At 72.5% G+C, this 14,877-nt stretch carries 6 protein-coding genes; 1 reads left to right on the forward strand and 5 read right to left on the reverse strand.

The genetic code is table 11. The features are described from left to right. Window positions 1-11 precede the first annotated feature (11 nt). The gene (locus tag AC07WS_RS00680; RefSeq protein ID WP_494727248.1) at window positions 12-779 is read right to left on the reverse strand and encodes an L-asparaginase; all 768 of its coding nucleotides are present in this window, start codon (window positions 777-779) and stop codon (window positions 12-14) included. A 128-nt stretch (window positions 780-907) separates the two neighbouring features. Here AC07WS_RS00680 and AC07WS_RS00685 point away from each other — a divergent pair, with 128 nt between their 5' ends. Next, window positions 908-1,393, forward strand: coding sequence for an asparaginase domain-containing protein (locus AC07WS_RS00685; protein ID WP_494727249.1), 486 nt, complete (start codon window positions 908-910; stop codon window positions 1,391-1,393). Between the two features lie 41 nt (window positions 1,394-1,434). On the opposite strand, the gene AC07WS_RS00690 is transcribed toward AC07WS_RS00685, so the two are convergent. The 4 genes from AC07WS_RS00690 to dinB form a co-directional block, all read right to left on the reverse strand. Beyond that, window positions 1,435-4,644, reverse strand: a complete 3,210-nt coding sequence (locus tag AC07WS_RS00690) for a hypothetical protein (protein WP_494727250.1) — start codon at window positions 4,642-4,644, stop codon at window positions 1,435-1,437. Window positions 4,645-4,771: 127 nt separating this feature from the next. Further along, window positions 4,772-12,526, reverse strand: coding sequence for an SPM autocatalytic domain-containing protein (locus tag AC07WS_RS00695; protein ID WP_494727251.1), 7,755 nt, complete (start codon window positions 12,524-12,526; stop codon window positions 4,772-4,774). Window positions 12,527-12,698: 172 nt separating this feature from the next. Continuing rightward, entirely contained in the window at window positions 12,699-13,595 is an 897-nt protein-coding gene (locus AC07WS_RS00700) for a recombination-associated protein RdgC (RefSeq protein WP_494727252.1), read from the reverse strand. An 81-nt stretch (window positions 13,596-13,676) separates the two neighbouring features. Further along, a complete protein-coding gene (dinB, locus tag AC07WS_RS00705; protein ID WP_494728028.1) occupies window positions 13,677-14,828 on the reverse strand; it encodes a DNA polymerase IV in 1,152 nt (383 codons plus the stop codon). Between the last annotated feature and the right edge of the window lie 49 nt (window positions 14,829-14,877).

Raw genomic sequence — 14,877 nt, forward strand, 5'->3', positions numbered from 1 at the left:
CGGCCGACCGGCTAGTCGGCCTGCTCGGGCACTTCCGGCAGGCCGCTCAGGTTGATGCGGGGCGCCGGCATGGCGTGCACCTTGCTCCACAGGCCGGCCCAGCCGGGCGGCCAGGCGATCTCCGGCCCGGGGTATGGCGGCAGCGTGGCGCGCACCGGCACCACCGGCACCGGCGGCATGTCGAGCAGCGGGCCGCCGTCGGGACGCTGCATGTCCAGGCTGTACATATAGCCCGGCAGCAGCGCGTCGCACACGGCGGCGAACCAGGCGGTGTGGTCCTCGTCGCGCCCCAGCGCCTGCGCCAGGCCCTGCGGGTCGAAGCGGGCCAGCGCGTGCACCAGCTCCTCGGTGGTGGCGCCGGGCGAGTCGCCCCAGCCCATCACCGGATTGACGTTGTAGTCCGCGCCCGAGCCGTACCAGCCCTCGCGCCACGAGCGCTGCATCCAGTCGCGCTGGCCGGTGAACAAATGCCAGCGCCAGTGCAGCCCGGACGGCTTGGGCCAGGAATACAGGTACAGCCGCTGGTAGCCGGCCTGGTGCAGCGCGCGCACCAGCGCCATCAGGCGCGCGTGCGGCATGCGGTCGGGCGGCGCGCGGCGGAACAGGATGGCCTCGCCGTCGGCGAACTGCACCTCGTCGGTGGACAGGTTCAGGTCCAGCGTCCTCGCCTCGCTGCCGAACCGGGCCGAGATCCAGCCGGTCAGCAGGTTGACCGACGTGATGACGCCGTAGCCGCGATGGCGGTGGAAAATGACGGTTCCGGGGGCAAGCGCTTTCATGATGTCGAAACGAACAAAGAAACCAGTGTAGACATAGTATGCCCAAGTTTCCAGCCCATGGCGGGACTCTTTTCGCGTGGCGGTTTGGGTTATGATGCAGATCATTTTAATCAGCTTGAGCTTTCATCATGACCCTGCGCATCCTCGCCACCGGCGGCACCTTCGACAAACACTACAACGAACTGAACGGCACGCTGGGTTTCGCCGACAGCCATGTGCCGGCGCTGCTGGCGCGCTGCCGCCTGACGGTGGACGTGGCGCTGGAACAGTTGCCGCTGATGGATTCGCTGGACATGGTGGACGCCGACCGCGAGCGCATCCTGGCCGCGTGCCGCGCCGCCAGCGAGAAGGCGATCGTCATCATCCACGGCACCGATACCATGCCGCAGACCGCCGCCGTGCTGGGACCGGCCGGCCTGGGCCAGACCATCGTGCTGACCGGCGCCATGATTCCCTACGAGATCGCCAATTCCGACGCCATGTTCAACCTGGGCTTCGCGGCCGGCGTGGCGCAGACCCTGCCGCCGGGCGTGTACGTGGCCATGAACGGCAAGATTTTCGCGTGGGATAACGTGCAGAAAAACAAAGCGGCTGGCGTGTTCCAGCCGCTGTAACCGCCGTCGTTCCCGCGCGGGCGGGAATGACGGTGCTGCGCTTATTTGCGCGGGGCCGCCAGCAGGTCCCTCGCTTCCGGCGACAGGCTAGCCACACGCAAGCCATCCGGCGCGGCCAGCATGCCGGCCCCCTCCTTCAACGGCCCCGGCATCGACAACGCGGACGGCCCGGCCGCGGACGGCTGGCCGGCCGCGCTGAAGGCCGCCAGCGCCTCCACCATGCCGCCCACCTTCATCCGCAACGATGGCCCGCCCTGCGCCGCCAGGTGCGGCAGCTTGGCCGCCGCCAGCGCGGCCAGCTGCGCCGTGCTCAGGCCGGCCGTCTGCGCCGTCGTGAACACCACCGCCTGCGCCGTCGTCAGCGCGCCGATCTGCGCGGTCGACAGCGCCGCCAGCTGCGCGCTGCCCAGCGCCAGCAGGTCGCGCGTCTCGATCGCCGCCAGATCGTCCGTCCCCAGCGCCGCCAGCAGCGGCTTGCTCAGCGCGGCCACCTGGCTGGAGGTCAGCGCCACCATCTGCTCGGTGGTGAGCAGGTCGACGCCGGCCAGATGCGCGGTCGGCAGCGCCGCGATCTGGCGCACCGACAGCGCGGCGATCTGCGCCGTGCCGAACGCGTGCAACTGCTCCGGCGCCAGCTGGGCGATCACGGCGGTGTTCAAGCCGCCGACCGCCGCCGTGGTCAAGGCCGCCAGGCCGTCGCTGCCCAGGCCGCGCAGCTGGGCCGCCACCAGCGCGGCCGCCTGCGCCGCGCTCAGGGCGCCCACCTGCGTGGTCGTCCAGGCCGCCAGCTGCGCCGTGTTCAGGCTGGCGATGACCTGCGACGACAGCGCCGCCAGGTGGGCGGTGTCGATGGCCGCCACCTCCTCCGCCCGCAGCGCCTGGTACTGGCGCGAACTCAGCACGCCGAACTGCGTGACCGACAGGCCGGCGAACTGTTCCAGCGTCAGGCCGGCCAGGGCGGCGGTGGTCAGCGCCGCCACCTGGCGTCCGGCCAGCGCGCCGATCTGGCGGCTGCTCAGGGCCGCCAGCGTGGCCGGCGACAGGCCGGCGATCACCGAGGTGTTCAGCGCCGCCAGGTCGCTCAGCTGCAGGTTGGCCACCACCTCGGCCGACAGCGCCGCGAACTGCGCGCTGCTGAGCGTGGACGCCTGCAGCCCCGTGAACGCGTTGATCTGGTCGCTGCTCATCGCCTGCAGCTGGTCGCTGCGCAGGCCGGGGATGGCGGTGTTGCGCAGCGCGGCGATCTCCGCCGTCTGCATGTGGGCCAGCACCTCGGCCGACAGCGCGGCGATGTGCTGGCTGCCCAGGCCGGACGCCTGGGCCGTGGTCAGGCCGAGGATCTGCTCGCTGCCCAGCACCGCCAGCTGGGCGGTGCGCAGGCCGTAGATGGCGGCCGCGCTCAGCGCCGCGAAGTCCTGCGATTCCAGCGCCGCCACCGCCGCCAGCGACAGCGCCGCCATCTGCGCGCCGCTCAAGGTGGCCGCCTGCGCGGTGGTCAGCGCGATGGCCTGCTCGACCGTCATGCCGGCCAGCGCGGCGGCCTTCAGCTGGGCGATCTGCGCCGTGCTGAGGTAGCCGATCTGGTGCTCGGCGCCGCCCAGCACGGCGAACTGCGCGGAATTCAGCGCGCCGAACACGGTCGCCGGCAGGGCCGCCAGCGCGGCCGGCGCCAGCGCCGCCAGGTTGGCGGTCGACAGGCCGCCGGCCGCGGCCGGGTTCAGCTTGGCCAGCTGCGCCGTGCTGAAGGCCTGGAACTGTTCGACGCTGAGCGCGTTCAGGCTGGCCGAGCCGAGCGCCGCGACCTGGCGCGGCGCCAGCGCGGCGATGCGTTGCGGGTCCAGCACCGCCAGCAGGCGGGTCGACAGGCCGGCGATCGCGCCCTGGCCCAGCGCGGCCAGGTCGGCGGTCTCGATGGCGGCGAAGGCGTCGCTGTTGAGGGCGTTGATCTGGCTGCTCGACAGCACCGCCACCTGGGCCGTGTTGAGCGCGGCGAACTGCTCGCCGTTGAGGGCGGCGATCTGGCGCGTCTTGAGACCGGCCACGCTGGCCACCTTGAGCGCCGCCAGGTCGCCGCCGTCGAGCTGGGCGATGGTCTCGGTGCTCAGCGCGCCGAGCTGGGCCGCGTTCAGCGCGGCGGCCTGGGCGCTGGTCAGCTGCGCCGCCTGGTGCGCGCTCAGGCCGCTCAGCGCGGCCGTGCTCAGCGCCGCCACCTGGGCGCTCGAGAACAGGCCGAAGTCGCCGTCGCCGCCGGCGCCCAGCGCGGCCAGCTGGGCCGAATTGAGCGCGGCCATCACCGCCACCCGCAGCGCGGCCAGGTTGGCGCCGTCCAGCGCCGCGATGTCGGCGGTCGACAGCACGCCGAACTGGCGCGCGGTCAGCGTGTGCAGCTGGGCGCTGGTGAGCGCGTGCAGCTGCTCGGCCCTGAGCGCGTGGATCTGCGCCGTGCTCAGCGCGCCGATCACGGCCGTGCCCAGCACCTGCAGGCGCTCGGGGTCGAGCGCCTGGATCTGGCTGCTGCCCAGGGCGCCGACCTGGCGGCCTTGCAGCGCATGCAGCTGGTCCAGGCTCAGGGCCAGCAGCTGCGCCACGCTCAGCACGCCGATCTGGCGCGAGCTCAGCGCGGCGAAATCGGCCGTTTCTATCGCCCCCAGTTCGGTGGCGCTCAACTGCCTGAGCAGGCCGGTGCTCAGCGCCGCCATCTGCTGGGTGGAAAACGCCGCGATCTGCGCGGCGCTGAACATGTCCTCGCCCTCCTTGCGCAGCAGCGGCAGCGCCGCCACCTGGCCGGCCTTGAGCGCGGCGATCTGGCCCGTGCCCAGCGCGTGGACCTGCTCCGGCTGCAGGCCGGCGATCACGGTGTTGGCCAGCATGCTGATCTGCCTGGTGTGGATCGCCGCCAGCGCCTCGGGCGACAGCCCGCCGATGCCCTTGGCGCTGAGCATGCCGGCCTGCGCCGCCGTCAACACCGCCAGCTGTTCCGGCGCCAGCGCCGTCATGAAGGCGCTCGATTGCGAGGCCAGGCCCAGGCTGTTGGAGCGCAGGGCCGCGAAGTCTTCCGGCCGCAGGGCGCCGACGCTGGCGGCCGGCATCGCCCCCAGTTGCGCGCCGCTCAGGATGTTGGCCTGGGCGGTGGTCATGGCCGCGATGTACTCGGTGCCCAGCCGGGCCATGTCGGCCGTGGTGAGCCGGGAGATCAGGCGGGTGCCGCCGGCGGCAAACTGCGCCGGGGTCAGGCTGCTGTCGAAGGTCATATGGTTTCCTTTTTGATGAAGTGGTTCAGGCGCAGAGTTGAGGGAAACGGAAATATTGAGGAAATGCTATGCCCGGGCGGCAAAAAAAGCCCGCGAACGGCGGGCTTTTTAGGAGTGCGCAGACGGGCTATTTCGGCACCGCCAGCACGCCGTGGCAGGCGGCGCCCTGCAGGGCCTTCAGGCGCAGCAGGTCGCTGTCGGCCGGCGCGCCGGCCGCGTCCCGGCCCAGCTCGCGCACCTGGGCCAGCACATCGGCCATGCGCGCGGCGTTGGCCGCCAGCGCGCCGCCGGGCGGCAGGCCGAGGTCCGGGCCGGCGGCCGGCGGCTGTTGCGCGCCGGCGCCGAACGCGGACAGCGCTTGCGCCATGCCGCTGACCTGGGCGCTCAGGCCCTGGCGGAACCAGACGTCGGCGGCCGCGTGCTGCTGGCCGTCGATGGTGGTGTAGCTCGACGTCAGGCCGACGAGGTTGCCGTGGTCGACCGCGCCGCCCTGCTGCACGTCCAGGTTCAGGCTGGTGATGTGCAAGTCCGCCAGCGTCTTGAGCTCGCCCGCCTGGCTGACGCCGTCGGCGTTGGCGTCCACCCACACGCGCAGGTCGCCGTAGCCGGCGTCCAGCGCGCTGACCTTGCCGTCGTGGTTGCTGTCCAGTTCGGCCAGCGCCTGGTAGCCGTCGGCGGCGGTGCCGCCGACGGCCAGCCTGGTGGCCGAGCCGAACAGTTCGCTGCCGTCGTCGATGCTGCCGTTGTGGTTGCGGTCCAGCGCCAGCAAGCCGTCGCCCGATCCGACCCAGCCGGTGGCGCGCGCCTGCCCGCTGGCCGCCAGGTCGAACCGCACGCCCGCCTCCAGTCCCAGCGTGGTGACGCCGTTGCCGTCCAGGTCCAGCACCAGCGGCGTGACGAAGGGCATGGCGTGCAGCTGGGCCGTGCTGAAGGCGGCCTTCTGCACGTCGCTCAGGTCGTTGTACTGGGCCGAACTCATCGCATGCGTCTGGGTCGTGCTCAGCGCCGACAGCTGGGCCGTCTGCAGCGCCTGCATCTGCGTCGGCGACAGCGCGACGATCTGCCGCGTGCTCAGGCCCGGCATGTCGCGCGCCTCGATGGCGGCCAGGTTGGCCGCCGTCAGGTCGGCGATCAGCGCCGTGCTCAGCGCGCCCACCTGGGCCGACGACAGCGCCACCATCTGGGCCGAGGTGAACTGGTCGGCGCCGGAAGCGCTCGGCTGCAGGGCGGCGATCTGCGCCAGGCTGAGCGCGGCGATCTGCGCCGTGCCCAGCGCCAGCAACTGGTCGTCGCGCAGCGCGCGGATCGCGGCCGTGCCCAGCGCGGCGATGGCGGCCGTGCCCAGCGTGGCCAGCGCGCCGGCCTGGATCTGCGCCAGCGCGGCCGAACTCAGCGCGGCGAACTGCGCCGTGGTGAGCGCGCGCAACTGGGCGGTGTTCATCGCCGCCAGCAGATTGCCGTCGCGTGCGGCGGCGTTGAGCAGCAGCGGATTGATCGCCGCCACGTCGGCCGTGCTGAGCGCCACCACCTGGCTGGCGCCCAGGATGCTCAGCTGGGTGCTGTTGAGCGCGGCCACCTGGGCCGTGCCCAGGGCCGCCAGCTGGCCGGCCGTCAGGGCCAGCACCTGCTGCGTCTTGAGGCCGGCGATGGCCGAGGTTTTCAAGACCGCCACGTCGGCCGTCTCCAGCGCCGCCACCACCGTCAGCTGCAGCGCGCCCAGCTGGGCGCTGCTCAGCGTGGCGACCTGGGCCGTGGTCAAGGCCGCCGCCTGCGCCGCGCTCAAGCCTTGCAGCGCGGCGGTGCGCAGGGCGGCGATCTGCGCCGTGCTCAGCACGGAGATCAGCTGCGCCGCGCCGCCCAGCGCCGTCAGCTGCGCCGCCGTCAGGCCGCCCAGGGCCGCCGTGCTCAGCGCGCCGAGGTTGGCGCTGCCGATCGCGGCCACGTCGTCCACCGACAGGCGCGCCAGCTGCTGCGAACCGAGCGCGTGGATCTGCAGCGAGCTCATACCGTTAATCTGTTGCGTGCCCAGGCCGTCGATCTGGGCGCTGCGCAGCGAGGCCACCTGGGCCGACGTCAGGCCGGCCAGTTGCGCCGGGCTCAGCGCGCCGAGATCGGCGCCGGACAAGCCGCCCAGCGCGCTGGTGCTGAGCGCGCCGAGGGCCGCGCTTTGCAGGCCGGCCAGCGCGTCCGTGCTCAACGCGGCCAGCTGGGCGCTGTTCAGCACGCGGGCCTGGGCGGTGCTGAGCGCCGCCAGTTGCCGGCTGCCCAGCGCCGCCGCCTGGGCCGTCCTGAGGCCGGCGATGGCGGCCGTGCGCAGCGCCGCCATGTCCGCGGTGGACAGCGCCGCCAGCAGCGCCGGCGACAGCGCCGCCACTTGCGCGCTGCTGAGCGCGGCCGCCTGCGCGCTGCCCAGGACTTGTATCTGGAGCGAGCTCATGCCCTGCAGGGCGTTGCTGCCCAGGGCGGCGATCTGCGCCGTGCCCAGCACGTTGAACCACCACGGGTAGCCGCTCTGGTCGGCGCCGAGCCCGGGCATCTGGTCCGACCGCAGGCTGGCGACGGCCGCGGTGCTCAAGGCCACCAGATGGTCGGGATCGAGCGCGGCCAGGTGCGCGGTCGACAAGCCCGCCGCCTGGCGCGAACCGAGCGCGGCGAGCTGCGCCTGCGTCAGGCCGCCCACCTGGCCGCTGCCCAGCGCGGCGATCTGCTGGCTCTGCAGGGCCGCGATCTGGCGCGTGCTCAGGCTGTTGAGCTGGACCTGGCTCAGGTGCGCCAGCAGCGCTCCGTCCAGGGCGGAAATCACCGGCAAGCTCAGCGCGGCGATATTGGTGGTGGACAGGCCCACCACGGTCTGGCTGCTGAGCGCGCCGATCTGCACACTGCTCAGCGCGCCGAACTGCGCGGTGGTCAACGCGCCCAGCTGGGCGCTGCCGAGCGCGGCCAGCTGGTCGCTGCCGAGGCCGGCGATGACGGCGGTCTTCAACGCGGCCAGGTCGGCCGTCTCGAAGGCGGCGATCTGGCGGGTCGACAGCGCGGCCACCTGCTGGCTCGACAACGCCGCCGCCTGCATGGTGCTCAGCGCGGCGATCTGGCGCGTGCTCAGGCCGGCCAGCGCGGCGCTGCGCAGGGCGGCGATCTGCGCCGTGGTCAACACATCGAGATGGCTGGCGCCGGCCGCGTCGTTGCCCAGCGCGGCCAGCTGGTCGGAACCGAGCGCGGCGATCGCGGCAGTCTTCAGCGCGGCCAAGTCGACGCCCGTCAGCGCGGCGATCTGCGCGGTGCTGAGCGCGGCCAGCTGGCGGCTGCTCAGCGCCGCGGCCTGGCTGGTGGTCAGGGCGGCCAGTTGCGCGCTGCCCAGGCCGGCCAGGGCGGCCGTGCCGAGCGCGGCGATCTGCGCGCTGCGCAGCGAGGCGAACTGGGCGATGTCGACCCCGCCCAGCGCGGCCAGCTGCGCCGCGCTCAGGGCCGCGATGGCCGCCGTGCTCAAGCCCGGCAAGCCGCGGCTGTCGAGCGCGGCCAGGTCGGCGGTCGACAGGCCGGCCATTTGTTTCGAGCCCAGCGCGGCCAGCTGCGCCGAGCTGAAGGCGACGATCTGCTGCGTGCCCAGCGCGGCCAGCTGGTCGCTGCCCAGCGCCGCCACCTGCTGCGATTTCAAGGCCGCCAGCTGGGCCGGCATCAGTTGCGCGATCACCCGGGTGGTCAGCGCGGCGATCGCGGCGGTGGTCAGCGCCGACAGGTTGGCGGTGGACAGGCCGGCCAGCGTCTCGCTGGACAGTGCCCCCAGCTGCAGGCTGCTCAGGGCGGCCAGCTGCTGGGTGGTCAGGGCGGTCAGCTGGGCCGCGCTCAGCGCCCGCACCTGGTCGGTCGTCAGGCCGGCCAGCGCGGCGGTGCGCAAGGCCGCCACGTCGGCCGCCTCCAGCGCGGCGATGTCGCCGGTGTCGAGCGCGGCCAGTTGGGCGCTGCTCAGCGCGGCCGCCTGGGCCGTGGTCAGGGCGACGATCTGGCGCGTGCTCAGGCCGACGATGGCGGCCGCGCGCAGGGCGGCGATCTGCTGGGTGGACAACAGGTCGAGATGGCTGGCGCCGGCCGCGTCGTTGCCCAGCTGGGCCAGCTGGGCCGAGCTCAGCGCGGCCAGCGCGGCGGTCTTCAGGCCGGCCAGCGCGGCCGGGTCGAGCGCGTCCACGGCGGCCGCCGACAAGGCGCCGATCTGGCGCGTACCGAAGGCGCCCAGCTGCGCCGAGGTCAGCGCGGCCAATTGCAGCGCGCTCAGGCCGGTCAGCTGGTCGTTGCTCAGGGTGGCGATCTGGCGCGTGCTCAGCGCGGCGATTTGCGCGGTGCTCAGGCCGCTCAACACGGCGCTCGGCAGGGCGGCGATCACGGCCGTGCCCAGCGCGCCGATGTCCTGGGTCTGCAGGCCGGCGACGGCCGCCGAGGACAGCGCCAGGATCTGGCTGCTGTTGAGCGCGGCGACCTGGGCGCTGGTGAGCGCGCCCACCTGGTCGCTATTGAGCGCGGCCACCTGCGGCGCGCTCAGGCCGGCCAGCGCGGCGGTCTTGAGCGCTGCCAGGTCGGCCGTTTCCAGCGCGGCGATATCGTTGCTCGACAGCGCGGCCAGCTGGGCGCTGCTCAGCACGGCCGCCTGCGCGGTGCTCAGCGCCACGGTCTGGCGGCTGCTCAGGCCGGCCAGCGCGGCCGGACGCAGCGCGGCGATCTGCGCCGTGCCCAGGGTGCCGAACAGGCTGCCGGACGGATCGTCGGCCAGCGCGGCCAGCTGGTCGGCGCGCAGCGCGGCCAGCGCCGAGCTGCCCAGCGCCTGCAGGGCGGCCGCGCTGAGGGCGGCCACGTCGGCGCTGGAGAGGCCGGCGATGTTGCGCGAGCTCAGGCCCAGGATCTGCGGCACGCCCAGGGCGGCCACCTGCGCCGTGCGCAGCGCAGCCAGCTGGTCGCTCGACAACACGGCGAACTGGCGCGAGGTCAGGCTGGACAGTTGCAGCGCGCTCAGGTTGGCCACCGCCGCCGGGCTGAGCGCGGCGATGTAGGCCGTGCCGAGCGCGGCCATATTGGCGCTGGAGAAGCCGGCGATGGTGTCGGACGACAGCGCGCCCAGCTGCGCGGCGTTCATGGCCAGGAATTGCGCCATGGTCAGCGCGGCCAGCTGGCTGCTCGACAGCACGCCCACCTGGGCCGCGCTCAGGCCGGCAATGGCGGCGGTGCGGATCGCGGCCAGGTCCAGCGGTTCCATGGCGGCGATGGCCTGCGTGCTGAGCGCGCGCAGCTGGCTGCTGCCGAGCGCGGCGACCTGGCCGGCGCTCAGGGCCACGGCTTCGGCGGTGCTCAGGCCGGCCAGCGCGGCGCTGCGCAGCGCGCCTATCTGCGCCGTGGTCAGCAGTTGCACCTGGCCCAGCGCGGCCAGCTGGTCGGAACCCAGCGCGGCGATCGCGGCGGTGCGCAGCGACGCCAGCGTGGCCGGGTTCAGCGCGGCGATGCCGGCGGCCGACAGGCTGCCCGCTTGCAGCGAACTGAGGGTGCCCACCTGGGCCGCGTTCAGGCTGTGCAGCTGGTCGCTGCCGAGCGCGGCCAGTTGCGCCGTGCCCAGCGCCGCCACCTGGCGCGTGCCCAGGCCGGCCAGCTGCGCCGTGCTCAGGGCGCCGAAGCTGGCGGCGGCCAGGCCGGCGATGGCGTTGGTGGACAGCGCGGCGAAGTCGTCCGCCTCCAGTCCGGCTAGGCCGCCCGCGCCGAGGGCGTTGAATTGCTTGCTGCTCAGGACGCCGATCTGGGCGGTGGTCAGCGCCGTCACCTGCGCGCTGCTGAGCGCGGCGGCCTGCTGGGTCGACAGCGCCGCGACCGCGCTGGTGCGCAGCGCAGCGATCCCGGCCGTCGCCAGCGCGGCCAGTTGCGCCAGCGACAGCGCGGCCAGCTGCGCGCTGCTCAGGGCAGCGGCCTGCGCCGTGGTGAGCGCGGCCACTTGTCCGGTGCTCAGGCCGGCCAGCGCGGCGGTACGCAGCGCGGCGATCTGGGCGGTGCTCAATTGGCCGAACAGGCTGCCGCCGGCGGCGTCGCCCAGCTCAGCGAGTTGCGCCGAGCTCAGCGCGGCCAGCGCGGCCGTGCTCAGCGCCTTCAAGCCGGCGCTGCCGAGCGCGGCCAGGTCGGCCGGCGACAAGCCCTGCGCCTGGCGCGAGCCCAGCGCGCCGATCTGCAGCGTCGACAGCGACTGCACTTGCGCGCTGCTCAGCGCGGCGATCTGCTCGCTGCCCATGGCGGCGAAGTGGCGGGTGCCGAGCGCGCCCAGTTGCGCGCTGCCCAGCGAGGCCAGCAAGGCCGGCCCCAGCAGCGCGATGGCGGCCGGATTCAGCGCGGCCAGGTCGGCGCCCGGCAAGCCGGCGATCGCGGCGCTGGACAGGGCGGCCAGCTGGCGGCTGCTCAACGCGGCGAATTCCGCGGTGGTGAACGCGCCCAGCTGGATGCTGCTCAGCGCGGCCAGCTGCTGCGTGCCCAGGCCGGCGACGGCGGCGGTTTTCAGCGCGGCCAGGTCGGCCGTTTCCAGCGCGGCCACCTGGGCCAGCGACAGGGCGTTCAGTTGCGCGCTGCTCAGCACGGCGGCCTGCGCGGTCGACAGCGCCGCCACCTGGGCGGTGCTCAGGCCGGCCAGCACGGCCGGACGCAGCGCGGCCAGCTGGGCCGTGCCCAAGGCGCCGAACAGGCTGCCGCCGGCGCCGCCCAGCAGCGCCAGCTGGTCGGAACCGAGCGCGCCGGCGGCGGCCACGCTCAGCGCGCGGATGGCCGCGCTGCCGAGGGCGGCCACGTCGTCGGTCGACAGGCCGGCCACTTGGCGCGAACCGAACGCGGCGATCTGCGCCGTGCTCAGGGCCTGCAGCTGGGTGCTGCTCAGCGCGGCGACCTGCGCGCTGCTCAGCGCCGCGATCTGGCGGCTGCCGAAACCGCCGATCTGCGCCGTGCTCAGCGCGGCCAGCAGCGCCGTGCCCAACTGCGGCACCACGGACGGATTCAGGGCCGCCAGGTCGGCGCCGGACAGGCCGGCCAGCGCGGCGGCGGACAGCGCGCCGATCTGGGCGCTGTTGAGGGCGGCGACATCGGCCGTGGTCAGCGCGGCCAGCTGGGCGCTGCTCAGCGCCGCCAGCTGGCGGGTCGACAGGGCGGCCACGGCGGCGCTTTTGAGCGCGGCCACGTCGGCCGTCTGCATGCCGGCGACGGCGTCGGTCGACAAGGCGTTCAGCTGCGCGCCGCTCAGCGCGGCGGCCTGCGCCGTGCCCAGCGCCGCCACCTGATCGGTGCCAAGCGCGGCCAGCTGCGCCGTGCTCAACGCGGCGATCGCCTGCGTGCCCAGCGCGGCGATGCCGCGCGTGCCGATGGCCGCGATCTCGTCGCCGGTGAAGCTGGCCAGCTGGCGCGTGCTGAGCGCGCCCAACTGGCCGGCGCTCATCAGGGCGACCTGGTCGGACGACAGGCTGGCGATGTTGGCCACGCTCAGGGCGGCCAGGTCGGCCGTTCCGAACGCGGCGATGGCCTGGCTGCTCAGGCTGGTGAAGGCGCGGGTGCCCAACGCGGCCACCTGGGCGGTGGTCAGCGCGGCCACCTGGGCGCTGGTGAGCGCGCCCATGAAGCCCGACGGCAGCGCGCCCACCGCGTTCAGCGTGGCCGGCCGGATGGCGGCCAGGTCGCGCGTGGTCAGCACCGCGACGTTGCCGGGAGCCAGGTAGGACAGCTGGTAGCTGCTCATCGCGGCCAGGTGGTCGGTGCGCAGCGCCGGCACCTGAAGCGAACTCAAGGCGACGATATCCTCGCTTGTCCACAACGACAGGTCCTGGGTGGTCAGGACGTTGGCGATCTGGTCGGTGGAGAGTACGGGGACGAAGGTGCTCATCGCGAGTTCCTTATTTGATAACACCTTTCACTATAGCAGAATTCGCTCTAATTTCTACAAAGCAACGAATTTATTTCCTTGATTTTTATCAAAAATTACATGAAAAATGCCGCAAAATCAAAGACTTTGCGGCATCCTTAACCAACAGGCAACGGCTTTTGTGGCGCGGCGCTCAGGCCTTGGCTTCGCCGCCCAGGGCCTCGACCACGTCGGCCATCAGCTTGGCCAGTTCGCCGGTCATCAGCATGAAGTCGCCGTCGAAGCGTTCCTCGTCGTTGCGGGTGCTCGACTCCTTTTCCGCGATCACGTCCAGCGGCTTGATGCCCTTGATCGCCAGCGATTCGGTCAGCACGAAGGAAATCTTGCTGTCCCAGGTCATGGCCAGGCGCGTGCACTGCTTGCCGGCCGCGATGTGGCGGCGCACCTCGTCCGCCTCCAGCGTGTGGCGCACATAGCGCACCGCCGCCTTGCTCTCGCCGGTGGCGCGCAGCTCGGTGTCCATGTCGACCGTGAAGCCGGACGGCGCGTCGTCGGCCTGCAGCCATTCGGTCATCACGCCCACCGGCGAGCGCTGCACGCGCAGGCTTTCCAGCGGCAGCTTGTCGACCGCCTTGAGCAGCAGCTTGATCACTTCGTCGGCCTTGGCCGGGCTGGCCGCGTCGACCACCAGCCAGCCGTTGACCGGATCGATCCAGGTCCAGACGTTGCTGCGGATCGAGAAGGCGCGCGGCAGCAGCTCGTCGGCCACGCGTTCCTTGAGTTCCTTCATCGCCTTCTTGCCGGGGGCGAAGCCTTGCGCCTCTTCCATCTCGGCCGCGCGCGCCTTGGCCACCTGGTTGATCACGGTGTTGGGCAGCAGCTTCTTCTCGGTGCCCAGCAGGATCAGCATCTGCTGGTTGACCACGTGCACCAGGCCGCCGTTCGGGCGCGGACGGTCCCAGCCCTGGCGCAGCAGTTCATTGCTGCTGGCCGGGACGAAGGAGTGCGGCGCCAGCGCCGCTTCCAGTTGTTCGGGGGTAAAGGCCCAAGGGGCCGGCAGACGGTAAATCTGTAGATTCTTGAACCACATGTGTTGAGCCTTGTTTCAGTAATGCCAGGGGAGCGCCATTTTACACGGTGACGGCGGCGCTGGACCGAATCTGTTGCTGGCCTAGGCGAACAATTCGCCTTGCTGGGGCACAGCCGCCTGCGGGCTGGCGCCGGGCGGCTCCAGCGTGCTGGCGCGCACCCCCAGCAGGCGCAGCCGGCGTTGCAGCGGCACCCGTTTCAGGCACTCGCGCGCCGCCTGCAGGATGCCGGCCGCGTCCGCCACGGGCTGGGGCAAGGTGACGTTGCGGCTGACGATCTGGAAGTCGTCGAAGCGCAGCTTGATGCTGATGGTGCGGCTGACGTAGCCCTTGCGCTGCAGGTCGTCCGCCAGCCGGTCGCACAGCCGGGTCAGGATGGACGACAGCGCGCCGCGGTCCTGGCGCGCATGCAGGTCGCGCTCGAAGGTGGTCTCGCGGCTGATCGACTTGCTCTCCGAGCTGGTGGAAATCTCGCGGTGGTCGATGCCGTGCGCGGCCTCGGCCAGCCAGGCCGCGTAGTGCGCGCCGAAATGGTCCTGCAGCAGGCCGGCGTCGGCCGCCGCCAGCTGGCCGATGGTGTCTATGCCCAGCGCGGCCAGCTTCTCGGTGGCCTTGGGGCCGATGCCGTTGATCTTGCGCACCCCCAGCGGCCAGATGCGCGCCGGGATGTCCGCGTGGCCCAGCACCGTCAGGCCGTCCGGCTTTTCCAGGTCCGAGCAGATCTTCGACAGCAGCTTGTTGGGCGTCACGCCGATCGAGCACGACAGCCCGGTGGCGTCGCGCACCGCCTGCTTGATGCGCTGCGCCAGCTCGCGCGTCTCGCCTTCCACGTGGGTCAGGTCGATGTAGATCTCGTCGATGCCGCGGTCCTCGAACTCCGGCGCGATGGCGGCCACGGCGTTCTTGAACAGGCGCGACATCTGGCGGTAGGCGTCGAAATTGACCGGCAGCAGGATGGCGTCAGGCGCCAGCTTGGCCGCCTTCATCATGCCCATGGCCGAGCCCACGCCCAGCGCGCGCGCCTCGTAGGTGGCGGTGGTGATGACGCCGCGGCCGACATAGTCGCGCAGCCGGGAAAAGGTGTGGCGGCCGTCCGCCTGCAACACCGGCTGGGCGTCGCGCCCGCCGCCGATCACCACCGGCAGGCCGCGCAGCTCGGGATAGCGCAACAGCTCGACGGACGCATAAAACGCGTCCATGTCGAGGTGGGCAATGCGGCGCGGGCGGTCGACCATGATGCGGATGAAATTACTGTGAATGCATACAGTATCCATGGAAACGCCT

The sequence above is a fragment of the Duganella sp. GW821-FHT01E12 genome, assembly GCF_059422325.1.

What these genes read in the sequence shown, in the direction of transcription:
- AC07WS_RS00680 (WP_494727248.1), bottom strand. Translation starts at nt 779, where the DNA reads ATGAAAGCGCTTGCCCCCGGAACCGTCATTTTCCACCGCCATCGCGGC.
- AC07WS_RS00685 (WP_494727249.1), top strand. Translation starts at nt 908, where the DNA reads ATGACCCTGCGCATCCTCGCCACCGGCGGCACCTTCGACAAACACTAC.
- AC07WS_RS00690 (WP_494727250.1), bottom strand. Translation starts at nt 4,644, where the DNA reads ATGACCTTCGACAGCAGCCTGACCCCGGCGCAGTTTGCCGCCGGCGGC.
- AC07WS_RS00695 (WP_494727251.1), bottom strand. Translation starts at nt 12,526, where the DNA reads ATGAGCACCTTCGTCCCCGTACTCTCCACCGACCAGATCGCCAACGTC.
- AC07WS_RS00700 (WP_494727252.1), bottom strand. Translation starts at nt 13,595, where the DNA reads ATGTGGTTCAAGAATCTACAGATTTACCGTCTGCCGGCCCCTTGGGCC.
- dinB (WP_494728028.1), bottom strand. Translation starts at nt 14,828, where the DNA reads ATGGTCGACCGCCCGCGCCGCATTGCCCACCTCGACATGGACGCGTTT.